General features: G+C 70.9%; 14 protein-coding genes and 1 tRNA gene. 6 read left to right on the top strand and 9 right to left on the bottom strand.

All coding sequences use genetic code 11. From position 1 onward, the window contains the following. Positions 1-591 precede the first annotated feature (591 nt). Positions 592-1,539: an N-acetylmuramoyl-L-alanine amidase gene (locus tag OCT49_RS09260; RefSeq protein ID WP_283851411.1), complete on the top strand. Its 948-nt coding sequence runs from the start codon at positions 592-594 to the stop codon at positions 1,537-1,539. A 102-nt stretch (positions 1,540-1,641) separates the two neighbouring features. On the opposite strand, the gene OCT49_RS09265 is transcribed toward OCT49_RS09260, so the two are convergent. After that, positions 1,642-1,713, bottom strand: a tRNA-Val gene (locus OCT49_RS09265). A 283-nt stretch (positions 1,714-1,996) separates the two neighbouring features. Between OCT49_RS09265 and OCT49_RS09270 the strand changes: the two genes are divergently transcribed. The 4 genes from OCT49_RS09270 to OCT49_RS09285 all read left to right on the top strand — a co-directional run bounded on the left by OCT49_RS09270 (position 1,997) and on the right by OCT49_RS09285 (position 5,166). Further along, complete coding sequence (locus OCT49_RS09270; RefSeq protein ID WP_283855730.1) at positions 1,997-2,713, top strand: DUF4097 family beta strand repeat-containing protein; 717 nt, start codon at positions 1,997-1,999, stop codon at positions 2,711-2,713. A gap of 71 nt (positions 2,714-2,784) precedes the next feature. Further along, complete coding sequence (locus OCT49_RS09275) at positions 2,785-4,164, top strand: hypothetical protein (RefSeq protein WP_283851412.1); 1,380 nt, start codon at positions 2,785-2,787, stop codon at positions 4,162-4,164. A 180-nt stretch (positions 4,165-4,344) separates the two neighbouring features. Beyond that, entirely contained in the window at positions 4,345-4,929 is a 585-nt protein-coding gene (locus OCT49_RS09280; protein WP_283851413.1) for a DUF4383 domain-containing protein, read from the top strand. A gap of 9 nt (positions 4,930-4,938) precedes the next feature. Next, the gene (locus OCT49_RS09285; RefSeq protein ID WP_283851414.1) at positions 4,939-5,166 is read left to right on the top strand and encodes an FmdB family zinc ribbon protein; all 228 of its coding nucleotides are present in this window, start codon (positions 4,939-4,941) and stop codon (positions 5,164-5,166) included. Between the two features lie 69 nt (positions 5,167-5,235). Here OCT49_RS09285 and OCT49_RS09290 read toward each other — a convergent pair whose 3' ends face one another. The 4 genes from OCT49_RS09290 to OCT49_RS09305 all read right to left on the bottom strand — a co-directional run bounded on the left by OCT49_RS09290 (position 5,236) and on the right by OCT49_RS09305 (position 10,915). Then, a complete protein-coding gene (locus OCT49_RS09290; protein ID WP_283851415.1) occupies positions 5,236-5,895 on the bottom strand; it encodes an O-methyltransferase in 660 nt (219 codons plus the stop codon). 121 nt (positions 5,896-6,016) lie between these two features. After that, positions 6,017-6,922 (bottom strand): HAD family hydrolase, encoded by a 906-nt coding sequence (locus OCT49_RS09295; protein WP_283851416.1) that lies wholly within the window; start codon positions 6,920-6,922, stop codon positions 6,017-6,019. Positions 6,923-6,951: 29 nt separating this feature from the next. Then, positions 6,952-9,612, bottom strand: coding sequence for a phosphoribosyltransferase (locus OCT49_RS09300; protein ID WP_283851417.1), 2,661 nt, complete (start codon positions 9,610-9,612; stop codon positions 6,952-6,954). A 139-nt stretch (positions 9,613-9,751) separates the two neighbouring features. Next, the gene (locus tag OCT49_RS09305; RefSeq protein ID WP_283851418.1) at positions 9,752-10,915 is read right to left on the bottom strand and encodes an HpcH/HpaI aldolase/citrate lyase family protein; all 1,164 of its coding nucleotides are present in this window, start codon (positions 10,913-10,915) and stop codon (positions 9,752-9,754) included. Positions 10,916-11,123: 208 nt separating this feature from the next. Here OCT49_RS09305 and OCT49_RS09310 point away from each other — a divergent pair, with 208 nt between their 5' ends. Then, positions 11,124-12,047 carry a TerD family protein gene (locus OCT49_RS09310; protein ID WP_283851419.1) on the top strand — a complete coding sequence of 308 codons (924 nt, stop codon included), beginning with the start codon at positions 11,124-11,126 and terminating at the stop codon, positions 12,045-12,047. Positions 12,048-12,209: 162 nt separating this feature from the next. Here OCT49_RS09310 and OCT49_RS09315 read toward each other — a convergent pair whose 3' ends face one another. From OCT49_RS09315 to OCT49_RS09330, 4 genes are all read right to left on the bottom strand, one after another. Further along, positions 12,210-12,947: a TerD family protein gene (locus OCT49_RS09315; protein ID WP_283851420.1), complete on the bottom strand. Its 738-nt coding sequence runs from the start codon at positions 12,945-12,947 to the stop codon at positions 12,210-12,212. A gap of 175 nt (positions 12,948-13,122) precedes the next feature. Continuing rightward, positions 13,123-14,259 carry a DUF475 domain-containing protein gene (locus OCT49_RS09320; RefSeq protein WP_283851421.1) on the bottom strand — a complete coding sequence of 379 codons (1,137 nt, stop codon included), beginning with the start codon at positions 14,257-14,259 and terminating at the stop codon, positions 13,123-13,125. A 70-nt stretch (positions 14,260-14,329) separates the two neighbouring features. Next, a complete protein-coding gene (locus OCT49_RS09325; protein WP_148834890.1) occupies positions 14,330-14,905 on the bottom strand; it encodes a TerD family protein in 576 nt (191 codons plus the stop codon). A 132-nt stretch (positions 14,906-15,037) separates the two neighbouring features. Then, on the bottom strand, positions 15,038-15,613 hold the full coding sequence (locus OCT49_RS09330) for a TerD family protein (RefSeq protein WP_283855731.1): 576 nt from the start codon (positions 15,611-15,613) through the stop codon (positions 15,038-15,040). Between the last annotated feature and the right edge of the window lie 5 nt (positions 15,614-15,618).

Below are 15,618 nucleotides of genomic sequence, written 5' to 3' on the forward strand. Positions count from 1 at the left end.
CACCACCCTGACACCCCCTGATGACCCCCTCCCCGGCCGTTCCTCCCCCGACGGGACGACGGCCGGGCCGGAGCACCACCCATCCATCGGAGAGGAGGACGGCACCATGCGATGCAGCAAATGCGGCGCCCAGATGAGCCAGACCGCCGGCGGCTGGTGGCAGTGCTGGGGCTGCGGCAACAGCCAACCCGGCTATGCGGAAGCCGATGAACGGCCGTACGCGGACCGGCGCACCCCGACCGGACGGCCGCCGGACGGGAACCCGGACCGCGGACCGGACCGGGGGACGGCCGAACCCGGCCCGGTGCTCGTGCAGCTGACGGTTTGTACACGTTTTCGACCCCGCGGCCGAGTCCGACCGCCTTCACCGGGGTATGGAACCCGTACGGGTCGGTCGTCATCGCGGAGCAGCCCGCGTTCGCGCGGACACCGACGAACGGCATGAAGTACGCGGTCACGGCGGCGGATCACCACCGGCGCGGCCCCGTACTCACGGGTGGAGAAGATGGAGCGGATCGACAGCACGGCGAACGCGCCCCGCGGACGGGGTTCGCAACGTCACGTACACCTCGGGCTGAAGGGGAGGAACACATGGCACAGCCCATGACTGCCGCGCGGGTGCTGTCCGCACTGCGCGCTGAGGGTGTCCGCGTGGTGGAGGTCGGCAACTGGCGCACGCACAACCGGAATTCGAAGGGCCCCTGGGGCCCGGTCAACGGCAGCATCGTGCACCACACGGTCACCAAGGGGACGGCGGCGACCGTGGCCATGGTCCGGGACGGGTACGCGTCCCTGCCCGGACCGCTGTGCCACGGGATGATCGCGAAGGACGGCCGGGTGCACATGGTCGGCTGGGGCCGCGCCAACCACGCCGGCGGCGGCGACCCGCGGGTCCTGGACCAGGTCATCGCCGAGTCCTACGGCACGCGCCCGACCTCGCCGACGAAGGGCAACGCCAACGGGGTCGACGGCAACGCCCGGTTCTACGGCTGGGAGTGCGAGAACCTCGGCGACGGCAAGGACCCCTGGCCCAAGGCGCAGTACGACGCGATCGTCCGGGTGCAGGCCGCGTTGTGCCGGGCGCACGGCTGGTCGGCGAAGTCGGTGATCGGCCACCTGGAGTGGTCGAACGACAAGGTCGACCCCCGTGGCTTCACCATGCCGAAGCTGCGTTCCGACGTGGCCGAGCGCCTCAAGCACCCCGCGAGCTGGAACCCGAACGAGGAGGACCCCATGGCAGGCATCACCAAGCGCGACATCTTCGACGCCGTCTGGAAGACCGACGCGATCGGCGGCCCGACGGACGCGGCGGACCACAAGACCAACCCCACGTGGCAGCCGCAGTCCATCCTGAAGGACATGCAGGCCCGCATCCGCTCCATGGACAAGCGGATGGCCGCCCAGACCGCCGCGATCACCGCCCTCGCCGGCCAGCTCGGCAAGGGCGCCGACACCGCGACCATCGTCACCGCGGTCCGGACCGCGATCGAGCAGGCCGTGGTCGACGACAACGCCGCGGCCGACACCAAGGGGGCCTGACGGCACCGGGATTCCTCCGGGTTCCGGCCCGTGCAGGCGGTACGCCCCTCGCACATGCACGGAAGGTCCCCGGCCATGATCGGCCGGGGACCTTCGCATCGGTGGGCGCGGACGGTTTCGAACCGCCGACATCTGCTTTGTAAGAGCAGCGCTCTACCCCTGAGCTACGCACCCGTGGATGAAGGAACAGCGTACATGGCCCGAGGCCCCCGGTCACAAACGGTTTCCGTCGGCGGCGGGGGGTGCGGCACCGGGCGCGGCACGGGCGGGCGGGCCGTGCGGGGGTTATCCCCACCCCTCGTACGGTAGCCGTCCGCATTCTGTCCGGGGCGGGCGGCTTCGTACGGTGGAACTGCCGCGGCGGAGCGCACGCGGCACCTGGCCGTCCGACCCTGGGGGGAAGATCATCGTGGCAGTCCGTACCCGCACTCTCATCGCGTCCGGTGGGGCCGTGCTCATGGCTCTCGTGCTCACCGGCTGCGGCAGTACGGATGTCGCTGACGCGCCCGCCGAGCACAAGTCCTTCGCACTGAGCGGGAAGACGTTGACCATCCGTGCCGACGACTCGTCGGTGGAACTCGTCCCGGCCGATGTGCGGAAGGTCGAGGTCACCCGGCGCGTCGACGGGTGGGTGATGCTCGGGAACGGGCCCGAAGCCCGGTGGGGCATGGAGGACGACACGCTCACCCTCGCGGTGAAGTGCGACGCCCTGATCAGCGACTGTGCCTCGGAGCACCGGGTGAAGGTGCCGCGCGGGGTGCGGGTGGTCGTCGAGGGGGACAACGGGGGGATCACCGCGTCCGGCTTCGACACCCCGCTCTCGCTGACCTCCGACAACGGCAGGGTGACGGTCCGGGACTCCAGTGGTCCGCTGGAGCTGAAGAGCGACAACGGGAGCATCGTCGCCGAGCGGGTCTCGGCCCCGTCCGTTTCGGCGCAGTCCGACAACGGCAGGGTCCGGCTGGAGTTCGCCTCCGTGCCGGACCGGGTGGACACCGTGAGCGACAACGGGGGGATCGACGTCGTTCTGCCGGGCGGTGCCACGAAGTACGCCGTGGACGCCTCCGCCGACAACGGGCGCGTTTCGGTGGACGTGCCCCGCGACGGGAGCAGCCGTCATGTGGTGAGGGCCCGGAGCAGCAACGGCAAAATCGACGTCCGCGGCGCGAACTAACCGGCCTGTGTGTTCGTCCTTACCTGGTGGGAGAATGTACCGGGCAGGGCGAGACGGCACGGGAGAGGGATGTGACGGCGACACACGCGCAGCCGCGGGCGAGAGCGGGTGGGAATTCCGCCGTCAGGGATGTCCTCGGGCTGATGCTGTTGCCGGTGCCGCTGCTCGTGGCCGCGCTGCCCGCCGCCTTCGCCGGTGGCGGTACGAGACGGTGGTTCGGCGGGCGCGGGGAGGGCCAGCGCGCCGACGCGCAGGCCGCGAAGGACGCCGCCGCCTCGGCCTTCTACGAGCTGGACACGGCCCAGCGCGACCTGCGGATCTCCATCGAGACGATCACCGCGGTCGACAGCTCTCCCCGTGCCCGCAAGGCCGTGGACGACTTCGCCGCTCTCGGGCAGCGGATCGACGCGGTCAGCCACCTGTACATCACCGCGGTCGACGCGTACGACCTCGACCGGGACGATCTCGAACCCTCGGTCGCGGCCCGCGCCAGGACCGAGCTGACCACGGCCAGGGACGAGCTGATACGGGTCAAGGGCGAGCTGGACCGGTTCGCCCAGGGGCTCGGTCCGCTGCTGGGCAGTGCGGAGACGCAGCTCGCCCGGCTCGCGCCCGCCGTGGAGCGGGCCCGGCAGGCACTGCTCGGTGCGAGCAACGCACTCGACGCGGTGCGGGCCTCCGGGCTGCGGGCGGACCATCTCGCCGCCCGGCTGGCGGCCCTCGCCCCCGAGCTGACCAGGCTCAACGAGGGCGCGGGCCGGCACGGCGTCCAGGAGACCCTGCAGCGCGCCGACCGCGTCCTGCGCGATGCCGAGGCCGTACGGGCCGAGGCGGACGAGCTGCCCGCGCGGGCAGCCGAGATCGATCACCGGCTAGTCTCGCTGCGCACCCGCGCCCAGGCGCTGACGAACCGGGCGGACTCGGTGGAGCCGGTGCTGAGCGAGCTGCGACGGCGGTTCTCCGCGGCCTGCTGGCAGGACCTCCAGCCCGTTCCCGAGCAGGCGGTCGTCAATGTGCGGCGGGCCGAGGAGAAGCTGGAGGAGGCCGCTCGGGCCAGGGACGAGCAGCGGTGGGCCGACGCGACCTCCCGGCTGAGCACGGTCCGCGCCCTGCTGAACGCCACGGACGAGGCGGTGTCGGCGGCCGGGGACCGGCTGCAGCGGCTGGACGGGGTGGCCAAGGACCCGCAGCAGGAGATCCAGCGGACCCGGTTCGCGGTCCGCGACGCCCAGCGCCTCGCCATGGAGGGGCGCAGCACACCCGATCCGCGCCATGCCCGCCCCCTGGACGACGCGGTGGCCCGGCTGGACCGTGCCGTCACCGGGCTGGAGGGGCGGCACCCCGACTACTGGCACTTCCTGACCGAGACGGAGGCGGTACGGCGGACCGCCGCGCGGGTGGTCTCCGAGATCCGTGAGGAGCGCGGGGCCGGGGCCGGGACCGGGGGCTGATACCGGGGCCGGATTCCCCGGATTTCTGGGGCCGGTGTTTCGGGGGACGGTGTTTCGGAGGCCGGGGCTTTGGGGTTCGGTGTTTCGGGGGCGGTGTGTTGGGCGCGGGCCCGGGTTTCTGATGTGCGGCGGCCGGGGCGCGGGCGGATCCTGGTGGTAGTACGCCCGAAGGAGGCCGACATGGCCACCCATGTACTGCGCGTCCCTGGGCGGCGGGCGCCTCGTCGTCGCAAGGTCACCGCGCTCGACAAACATCTGCCGGTCGACCACCGGCTCAGCCGGGTCTACCGGGTCGGAGCGGGGCTGATGGGGCTGGTGCTGTTCGTCTTCGGGGTCCTGGGGCTGATCGACAGGATCGGCTTCTTCAGCACCGGTGGGGCCACCGTCGCGGGCCTCAACACCAACGGCGCCCTCAGTGTCCTGTCCATCTGCGTCGGCCTGCTCCTGTTCATCGGGATGGTGATCGGCGGCAACTTCGCCTCGACGCTCAACATGGTGCTGGGCATCGCCTTCATCCTGAGCGGCTTCGTCAACCTCGCCCTGCTGGAGACCGACTACAACTTCCTCGCCTTCCGCATCCAGAACGTGCTGTTCAGCTTCGTGGTCGGGCTGATGCTGATGGTCTTTGGCATGTACGGGCGGGTCAGCGGCGGCCTTCCGCACGACAACCCGTACTGGCGGGCCCGTCACCCCGAGGAGGCCGAGCGGGAGATGCGGCTGGAAGGGAGGACGGCGGCCTCGATGCCGGTGGTCCGTCGCCGTTAGCCTGGGACCATGCCTCGTTACGAATACCGCTGCCGCTCCTGCGGAGACACGTTCGAACTCAGCCGCCCGATGGCGCAGTCCTCGGACCCCGCCCCCTGCCCCGCCGGGCACGACGACACGGTGAAGCTGCTGTCCACGGTCGCCGTGGGCGGGTCGTCCGCCAAGTCCGCGCCCGCCGCTCCGTCGGCCGGTGGCGGTGGTGGGGGCGGTTGCTGCGGCGGCGGTTGCTGCGGCTGAGCACGGGTGACCCCGGGGTCGCTCCGCAATGCGATGGCCCCGGGGCCTCATTGTGCGCCGCGCACCCCCTCACTTCTTGCGCGAGAGCGTCAGGCCGTCGGAGACGGTCAGCATCACACTGTCCATCCGCGGATCCGCGGCCACGTGCTCGTTGAACTCCTTGATCGCCGCCGCTGCGCCGGTGGCCTGCGGGTCGGTCACCTTGCCCTGGAAGAGCACGTTGTCCGTGACGAGCAGACCGCCCTGCCTCATCCGGGGCACCAGCTCCTCCCAATACGGGATGTAGTTGCCCTTGTCCGCGTCCAGGTAGGCGAGGTCGATGTGCGGCTCGGCCGGCATCGCCCGCAGCGTGTCGAGCGCGGGGGCGAGGCGCAGATCGATCCGGTCCGCGACGCCCGCCTTCTCCCATGCCTCCCTGCCGTACGCGGTCCACTCCTCCGAGATGTCGCAGGCGATCAGCCGGCCGTCGGCGGGCAGTGCCTGCGCCATCGACAGGGCGGAGAACCCGGTGAACGTCCCGACCTCCACGATGTGCCGGGCCCCGGTCAGCCGGACGAGGAAGGCGAGCAGCGGACCCTGCTCCTGCGCGGACTGCATGCCGGCCTGCTCGGGCAGGCGGGCGTACGTGGTCCCGATCAGTTCGCGCTGCACCGCGTCGAGCGGCGGGTTGTGCGCCAGCATGTAGGCGTACAGCTCGTCCGTGATCTTGGTTTCGTTGCCCTTGGCCATCCTGTGCTCCTCGTGCCTCGATCGGCCGGTGTACCGATACCCGGCGTCAGGATGATCTTCCCTCCCCGAGGCCCGAAGCGCCGCTTATGCCCGGAGAGCCCTTCGAGGCCCGGAGCGCCGTTTATGCCTGGAGCGCTCCCGATTCCTGGAGCTCTTCCGGCGCCCGGAGTCCTCCCGCCACCCGGAACTCCTCCGAAGTCCGGAGGAAGCGCCGCAGGATCTCCTCGCCCGCGGCCACACCGCGGCCGGCCGTCACCTCCACGTGCGGGGCGCTCCAGCCGGTGTCGGCCAGTTCGCCGTGGGCGGGGCGCCAGGCGCGGTGCGCGGCCAGGAGCAGGTCGGCGTCGAGGAGGCTGTCGCCCGCGGCGAGGGTGAGCGCGGCGCCGGTGCGGCGGGCCACCTCGTCCATCGCGGCGCTCTTGGTGAGCGGGCCCGGTACGGCGTAGATCTTGCGGCCCTGGAGGGAGACCGTCCAGCCGCGGGTCCGCGCCCACTCCCCCAGCTCCTCGACCCAGCCCTCGGGCAGCAGTGCACGTTCCACGACGAGGTAGGCGAAAAGGTCCTCGGCGACCCGTTCCTTGAGCAGCCAGGCGGGGTCGGCCGCGGCCAGGAGATGGGCGCGCACCTCGGCGAGCGGGGCGCATTCGTCGGCGAGCCTGCGGGTCACCCGCCGCTGCCAGTCGGGGTCGGACTCGCCGTCGACGAGGAGGTGCCCGCCGTTGGCGCAGATCGCGAACCGCGGTGCGGGGCCGGGCAGATGGACGCGTCCGTACTGTTCGCGGGTGCGCGTGGTCGTCGGGACGAAGACCGTGGTGCGGGCCAGCTCGTCGAGCAGCGCCGCCGCCGTCTCGGTGAGGTGGGAGAGCGGCTTGTGGTCGTACACCTCCACACAGAGCAGCCGGGGGGCCTCGGCGTCCGGCATGGTGAGCTGGAGCGCCCCCGCGGAGTAGATCAGCGTACGGTCGAGGTCGCTGGCGACGAGCACCACGGGAGCGGAGGCGGGGGCCGGGGTGGAAGCCGGGGACACGGCGGCTCCCCGTGCGTTCGGGGCGGCGGTCACTTGGACTCCACCGCCCGGCCGTCCGCGCCCGTCGCGCCCCTGGTGTACTTCGGGTGGATCAACCCGACGCAGGAGTACGGCAGTTCGTCGACCTCCTCCACCGGTACGCCCCGCTGCTCGGCCAGCAGCCGGATGTGGTCGAGGTCCGCGCCCGCACCTCGCTTGGCGAGGATCTTCCACGGGACGCGGCGCAGCAGTACCCGGGTCGTCTCGCCGACGCCCGGCTTGACCAGGTTCACGTCGTGGATGCCGTACTCCTCGCTGATGCGTTCCACGGCGGCCCAGCCCTCCCAGGTGGGGGCCCGGTCCGCCGTGAGCAGTTCCTTGACCCCGGTGTCCACGGCGTCGACGACCTCGTCGAAGTGGGCGGCGACGGTGTCGAGGAAGTGGCCGGACACATCGGCGTCCGCCAGCTCCCGGTAGAACTTCGCACCGTGGAAGTCCTCGGGCCCGACCAGGTCGGCGCGGAGCACGGTCCGCGAGATCAGCCCGGAGACGGTGGAGTTCAGGCAGGCGGACGGGATGAGGAAGTCCTCGCGCGTGCCGTAGGTGCGGACGCAGCCGCCCGGATCGGCAAGTACCGCGATCTCGGGGTCGAAGCCCTCGAACCCGGCGAGCGCCTCGGACAGTTCGCGGGTGATCGCGCCCTTCCCGGTCCAGCCGTCGACGAAGACGACGTCCGCCGGGTCGTGGTGGGCGGCCAGCCAGCGCAGGGCGTTGGCGTCGATGCCCCGGCCCCGGACGATGGAGACGGCGTAGTGCGGCAGCTCGATGCCGTGCCGGTGGCGGGCCCAGCGCCGCATGAGTACGCCGACGGGCGTGCCGGCCCTGGCCAGCGAGACCAGGACGGGGCGGGGGCCGCGCTCGGCGAGCACCGTCTCGGTGACGGTGCCGACCGCGCGGGCGACCCGGGCGGCCGACAGGTCCAGCGCCGCCCTGAACAGCTCCTGGTAGCGCTCGGAGGGCTGGTACTCGACCGGCAGCGACTCGGCGTAGTGCGCGCCGCCGCTCTGTATCGCCTCCTCGCGTTCTTCGGTGGGCGCCTCCAGTTCGGCGTCCGAGAGGTCCTGGAGCAGCCAGCCGACCTCGTCCGGCGCGTAGGAGGAGAAGGCGGGGCCGCGAAGGGGCTCGGGCAGCACGGTGGTTTCCTGCCGTTCGGATCCGTCGGAGGAGGAAGAGGAGGTGACGGGGGCGGTGGTGGGGTCCTTCCGGAGGGCCGACGCCGCGTGCGGGGGCACGTACGAGGGGACGACTGCCAGCAGGACGTGGTCGGTGTGCGCGGCAAGCTGCGCCAGCAGGCCGTCGGAAGCGTGCAGTTCGGGGGTGTCGGCGGCGGAGTCGACGGTCAGTACGACGGCGTCGAACCCGGCGCCCGCGACGTTGTACGCGTACCGGTCGCCGGGTCCGTCGGCCGGGTTGTCGTGCGCCGGGAAGACCAGCCGGCTGCGTATCGCGTAGCCGGGGTCGTCCACGGCGAGGACGGGGGAACGCGTCGTGGTGGAGTAGCGCACCTCGGCGTCGAGGCGGTCCTCCAGCGCCGTGCCCAGGCGCAGGGGGGCGTACATCAGCTCTTCGAAGCCGAGGACCAGTACGCGGCGGGCGTCGCCCAGTGCCTCGGCGACGCGGTCGGCCATGGCGGGCAGCGCCGGTTCCAGCACCGTCCGGTGGGCGGGGGTGAAGCCGTGCCGTCCGCCGTCGGGGACGCCCGCGGGCCACTGGAGGTCCACCCGGGTGCAGGGCCGGACGGCGGGCGCGGCAGCGGCAGGTCCGGCGCCCCGCGCGCGCCCGGCGCCGTCCGCCGATTCCGATTCCGGTTCCGGCCCCGTTCCCGGTTCCTGCTCCGGCCTCCGCTCCGCTCGCGTTCCCGGCTCCTGCTCCTGCTCCGATTCGTGGGCGGCGACCAGGGCCCGGCCCTTCTCCAGGACGCCCTCCGGGAGGAGGACCGTGCCCGCGCTCCGTGCCACCAGGTCGATGCGCGCGCCCGTCTCCTCGGCGAACCCGGTCAGCCTTTCCCGGTCGGCCGGCGACCTCATGTCCACGAGCGCGACGATGACGTAGCGGCTCCGCGGGTAGCGCTCGTGCAGTGCGCGGATGGTGTTGAGCACGGTGTTGCCGGTGGAGAACTCGTCGTCCACCAGCACCAGCGGTCCGTCGGGGGCTCCGGCGGCCGACGGGCCCGCCAGCAGCTCCGGGTCCTCCGGGAGCAGCAGGTGCGAGGTGGCGTGCGAGTGGGACTCCTCGAAGCCGCCCGCCTGCGCCACGCCCTCGACGGGGCGGCGCGTGGAGTGGAGGTACGGCGCCACGCCCAGGCCGTCGGCGACCGCGTGGCCGAGGCCGGTGGCCGTCTCCGCGTAACCGAGCACGACCGCCCGGCCCGCCTCGGCGTCACCGAGGAGTTCGCGCACCCGTCGGCCGAGCTCGAATCCGGCGCCGTACACGACGGAGGGCTTCTGCGGCACGTGCTTGCCGAGCACGTTCGACACCAGGAGGTGGGCCCGCTTGGGGTTGCGGCGCAGGGCGAGGCCCAGCAGCTCTCTCAGCTCGCCGTCGCCGTCGGGCCTTCCGTCGCCGACGAGCTCCACGCCCAGTCGCTCCGTCACCCAGCTGCCCGACCACACCACGTTCGCCGTCTCTTTCCTCGCCGCGCGCTCGCTCATCGAGACACGCCCGTTCGCCGCCGGAGGTCCGTCCCGCGGCGCACCACCGCACCCGGCCGTGTACCTGCCGCTGTTCGCCGTACGCCCGTCCCCAGCCGTCTCTCCGGCCCCCGTCGTGTCCCCGCCGCGCGGCCCGCACTCATTCCGCGAGGCCCGCGGCCAGCAGCTCCACGAAACCGACGTCCGCCTTCGCCACGCCGAACACCTCGGCCCGTCGCAGCGTCCGCTCAGCCCAGGCGCGGTGCGGCTTCACCTCGTTCATCTTGTTCGTGTAGGCGGAGCGCATCACTCCGCCGCCGTCCCGCTCCGGCCGCAGGATGTCCTGGGCGTCGCTGTACTCCTCGTGGCTGACCACGGACAGCGCGTGCACGGGCGCCACGTGCGACGGGTGGATGCAGGTCTTGCCGAGCAGGCCGTTCGCCCGGTCCAGCTCGATCTCGCGCAGCAGCCCGTCCAGGTCGTGCTCGATCAGCGTCGTGCGCAGCTCCTCGGCCCGGCCCTCCAGGAAGGGGCTGCGGCGCAGCTGCGGTTTGAACATGCGTTCCTGGAGCCGGAAGTACTCCCACACCGGGCCGGTGATCGTGAAGCCCGTGCCGTCCGCCCGGCCCAGCACGTTGACCACGTCGGCGATCACCGAACCGACGATCTGCACGTCGTACGCCGTCATGTCGGGCGCCCTGCGCAGCCCGTACGCCGAGCAGAAGTCGGTGACGCCCAGCCGCAGTGCGAGGACCTGCTCGCGGTACTCGTCGACGGTGCGGGCTATCCCCCGGAGGGTCTCGCTCCGGGTCTCCAGGTACAGCAGCTCGGGCGACTCGAGGACGGGCATCGCGAACAGTCGCTGATCGCATGCCTTCTCGGCCTTGACGAGCGCCTCCAGGAAGGGAACGCCACGCTCTTCCGTGAACTTCGGAAGTACAAAACCGGACAACATTCGGACGGTGCGGCCGAGCCGGTGCACCAGGTCCACGATCTGGTCCGGCTCCCGGACCCGGATGAAGAGCAGGGGCCCCTCGACGCCGCGTGCGTCCAGTTCGGCGAACTGCCTGACCAGGTTCTCCTCGGCATCGACGACCTCGGAGTCGTCGATGGAATCCTCCAGGCACAGCACCATGGAGACAACACCGCGCCCGGCCTGCTTGATGATGTCGTCGGCGAGCCGCGGTCTGGTGGCGGGGCTGTACAGAGTGGCGCCCAGGGCAGCCGAAAGCATCCGGGGCGGCGAACCCGCACCGAATTCGCACGGTTCCCGGAAGAACAACGCCTCCCTCACCGCGGGCGCGATATGCCCGAAATGACGCATGTAACTCCCCCGAACTGCCTGACCGGCCGGACAACGTATGGCCGGTAATAGTACGTACGGACGGGTGTCGGCAGTTCCCCACGTGCATGAATTCCGGGTAACTCGTCCATTTCCCGACGTGTCGGAGCGCGCCGGAAGGCATGCCTCCGGAAGATCTGGTACGACCCCGCGTTGTCCACGCGGGCAGCCAGCAGGCAGGATGACGGGCATGACGCACGCGATGGTGAAAGGCTCGAACGTCCCTCTGGACGCCATGGCCGTACGGGCCGTGCTGCGCTGGACCCCGGGGACCGGCGTCCCGGACGTGGACGCCTCGGCGCTGCTGCTGGGAAGCAGCGGCCGCGTGCGCTCGGACGAGGACTTCGTCTTCTACAACCAGCCCCGCCACCCCTCCGGCCTGGTGCGACGGCTCCCGAAGCGCAGTGTCCCGGAAGGGCTCACGGACACCATCGAGGCCGATCTGAATGGGCTCGACCCCTCGGTCGAACAGGTGGTCGTCGCCGCCTCCTCCGACGGGGCCGCGTTCGCCCAGGTGCACGATCTGCGCATCCTGCTGTACGACGCGGCGGCGGCCGACGGGGAGCCGCTCGCGGTCTTCGACGTGCGGCCGGAGACCGGCGAGGAGACCGCGATCATCTGCGGCGAGCTCTACCGGCGCGGCGATGGCTGGAAATTCCGGGCCGTGGGGCAGGGCTATCCGACCGGTCTGATCGGCCTGGCGACCGCGTTCGGCATCTCGGTCGACGAGGGAGAGGCCACGGCGGAGCCTCCGTCGGCCCCCTCGTCCGCACCGGCCCCCGCCCCCGGCTTCCCGCCGCCCGCGCCCGACTTCCCGCCGGCCCCGGCGCCCGACCCCGACTCGCAGGCCACGGTGCAGCACCAGCAGCCCGCGTACGGGTATCCGCAGCCCGCCTACGGGTACCCACAGCCCGCCGCGGCGACGCATTCGCCCCATCCGGTCGCTCCTCCCGCCCACCAGCCGGGGTACGGGTATCCGCAGCCGGCCGCCGCCCAGCAGCCCCCGGCCCAGCCCCCCGCCTACGGCTACCCGCAGCCCGCCGCCGGCGCGGCGCCCGCTCCGGACCCGAATTTCGTGCTGCCGCCGCAGGGGCCGCAGTTCGTGAGGTCCTGAGCCGTCCGAGCCGGACCCCGGGCCCGCCCGCACGAGGGCCCGAAGCCGTCGAGGACCCGAAGCCGTCGAGCCCCCGGGCCCGCCCGCGCGAGGGCCCGGAGCCCCCGGGCGTCCGGGCTCTCCCGTGCGAGCACCCCGGAGCGGCGGGCGCGGCGTCCGGCCTCAGGCCCGGGACTTGTAGCCGCGTCCCCACTGCATGCCGAAGCCGTACATCCGGTCCAGCTCCGACTGGAAGCCGTACACGAACTTCACCTCGCGCCGCACGATCAGCTCGCCCTTGACGTTCTCCACCGTGAACACGGCGCAGGAGCGGGCCTGCGGGGCGCGCTCGTCCAGTTCGATCTCGATCCGCGGTCCGCTGCCCGTCGGGTAGAGCGTCACCGTGGCGTGCGTGCGGTCGAACGCCGGCGTCTGGTCGTAGATGTAGACGAAGAACAGCAGCCGCTTGATCTCCTCGTGGTGGTCGAGGTTGACGTAGACGGTCTCGCCCGAGGGGGCCCCGAAGCGGTCGTCGCCGCTGAGCCGGATGTACGGCGGTCCGTTCAGGTCGCCGATGAGGTTGCCCAGCGGCTGGACGACACCCTTGGTGCCGTCCTTCAGCTCGTACATGCAGCCCAGGTCGAGGTCGACGTTGACCATGCCCTGGGTGTGCGCCTGGACCACGTCCGGCTGGAAGAGCTTCAGGGGGCGCAGCAGCCGGCCGCTCTGCCGCGATCTCCCCTCGATGTCGGACGTGCGCATCCGCCAGGAGAGGTTGACCCGCAGCGTGCCGGCCACCGTGCCCTGTTTGTTCAGCGAGACCGTGGCGTGCCGTCGGGAGAGCACGATGGAGTCGGTGATCGCACCGCCCGAATCGAACGGTGACTCCCGCCCCGGCCACAGGTTGTCCCAGAACCCCATCCCCAGCCCCCACACGTAATCGGTAGAAAAGTGCCCCGGTCCCACGACCGCCCCGCACATCACAGCGGGACGCCCACATCACAGCGGGGCGGCCGCCGGGCCGGGTCCGGATGTCTCCGGAGAACCGTCGCCGTACGGACCGCCCCGCTGAGAGCGTTCCTCAATCCCTACCGGGTCACACCCCGGACGGGACTTCCTCCTTGGAACCTTCGCCGCCCTCGGCCTCCAGCGCCTTGTTGCGCCGGACCGAGGACCAGAAGGACAGGCCGATCAGCGCGACACCGATGAGGCCGGTGATCAGCTCGTTGACCTGGTACTGGATGGTGATGAGCAGGAGCACCGCGAGCGCGCCGATGGCGTAGTGGGCGCCGTGCTCCAGGTAGACGTAGTCGTCGAGCGTGCCCTGGCGGACCAGGTAGACCGTGAGTGAACGGACGTACATGGCGCCGATGCCGAGGCCGAGGGCCATCAGCACGATCTCGTTGGTGATGGCGAAGGCGCCGATGACACCGTCGAACGAGAAGGACGCGTCGAGCACTTCCAGGTAGAGGAACATGAAGAACGCGGCCTTGCCGGCGAGGGCGACGGCCGAGACCTTCTTGCCGCTCCGCTTGGCCTCTTCCTCGGCCTCGTGCTCGCGCTCTTCCTCCTCCTCCAGCTTGTTCTCGAAGAAGCCGGAGAGGCCGCCGACGATGAGGTAGGTGATCAGACCCGCGACGCCGGAGAGCAGAACGGTTTCCGCCTTGTCGGCGTGGCCGCCGCCGTGCTGGTGCGCGTTGGTGGCGAAGGTCATGGCCGTGACCAGCAGCACGATGAGCGCGATGCAGACCGACAGCATGTCGACCTTGCCGAGCTTGGCGAGCGGACGCTCGATCCAGTGCAGCCACTGGATGTCCCGGTCCTCGAAAATGAAGTCGAGGAAGATCATCAGCAGGAACATGCCACCGAATGCGGCGATCGCCGGGTGGGCGTCGGTGACGAGTTCCTGGTAGCGCTCGGGCTCGTTGAACGAGAGGTCGACCGCTTCGATCGGACCGATCTTGGCGGTGACTGCCACGATTACGACGGGGAACACCAGTCGCATACCGAAGACCGCGATGAGCACACCGATCGTCAAGAAGATCTTCTGCCAGAAGGCATTCATCTTCTTCAGGATCCCGGCGTTGACCACCGCGTTGTCGAAGGACAGCGAGATCTCCAGGACGGAGAGGATCGCAACCACCCCGAAGGCCTCCCACCCCCCGTAGAACGCGGCTGCGGCAAGGCCTAGCGCGGTGACCGCGAACGACCAGCCGAAGGTTTTCAGAAGCACTGGCTACCCCATCGTGTAAGTAACGGGTCTCCCCCGGTGTGTACGGGGCTCCCCCGCGCCGTGCGCGGTTTTACGAAACGTTGACCCCGAAGTCTAGAGCGATGCCCCGAAGCCCGGACGCGTACCCCTGTCCCACCGCCCGGAACTTCCACTCGCCGTTGTACCGGTAGAGCTCGCCGAAGATCATCGCCGTTTCCGTCGAGGCGTCCTCGCTGAGGTCGTAACGCGCGAGTTCCTGACCGTCCGCCTGGTTCACCACGCGGATGAACGCATTGCTGACCTGGCCGAAGGTCTGCCCGCGGTTGTCCGCGTCATGGATCGAGACCGGAAAGACGATCTTGTCGCAATGGGCCGGCACCTGCGTGAGGTTCACGATGACCGACTCGTCGTCGCCGTCGCCCTCACCCGTGAGGTTGTCCCCGGTGTGCTCCACGGAGCCGTCGGGGCTCGTCAGATTGTTGTAGAACACGAACCATTCGTCGCCGAGCACCCGGCCCGACTGGCACAGCAGGGCGCTGGCGTCGAGGTCGAAATCGGCGCCCGTAGTGGACCGGGCGTCCCAGCCGAGCCCGATCAGCACCTGGGTGAGGTTGGGTGCGGCCTTGGAGAGGGAGACATTGCCTCCCTTGGCGAGCGTGACGCCCATGGTGTGTCCTCCCCGATTTGTTGAACCGTCTGTTGAGCCGCATCCGGCGCCGCACGGAAGTGCGGCGCCGGACGGAGTGTCTGCTGGCGTGGACCGGGCCGCGCCCGGACGGCGGGCCCCGTCGCTGTCTTCTCAGACGTTGACGCCGAAGTCCTGCGCGATGCCGCGCAGGCCCGAGGCGTACCCCTGGCCGATGGCGCGGAACTTCCACTCACCCGCGTTGCGGTACAGCTCGCCGAAGACCATGGCGGTCTCCGTCGAGGCGTCCTCGCTGAGGTCGTAGCGGGCCAGCTCGCTGTTGTCGGCCTGGTTGACCACGCGGATGTACGCGTTGCGCACCTGGCCGAAGCTCTGCTGGCGGGTCTCGGCCTCGTAGATCGAGACCGGGAAGACGATCTTCTCGACATCGGCCGGGACACCGGCGAGGTTCACCTTGATGACCTCGTCGTCGCCCTCGCCCTCACCGGTGAGGTTGTCACCGGTGTGCTCCACGGAGCCGTCGGGGCTCTTGAGGTTGTTGAAGAAGACGAAGTTGCCATCGCTGCCGACCTTGCCCTCGGCGTTCGTCAGCAGGGCGCTGGCGTCGAGGTCGAAGTCACCACCGGTGGTGGTACGGGCGTCCCAGCCCAGACCGACGATGACCGCGGTCAGGTTGGGTGCGGCCTTGGTCAGCGAGACGTTGCCGCCCTTGCTGAGGCTGACTCCCACGAGTC

Source organism: Streptomyces sp. ML-6, from assembly GCF_030116705.1.
In the GTDB taxonomy this organism is placed as follows: Bacteria; Actinomycetota; Actinomycetes; order Streptomycetales; family Streptomycetaceae; genus Streptomyces.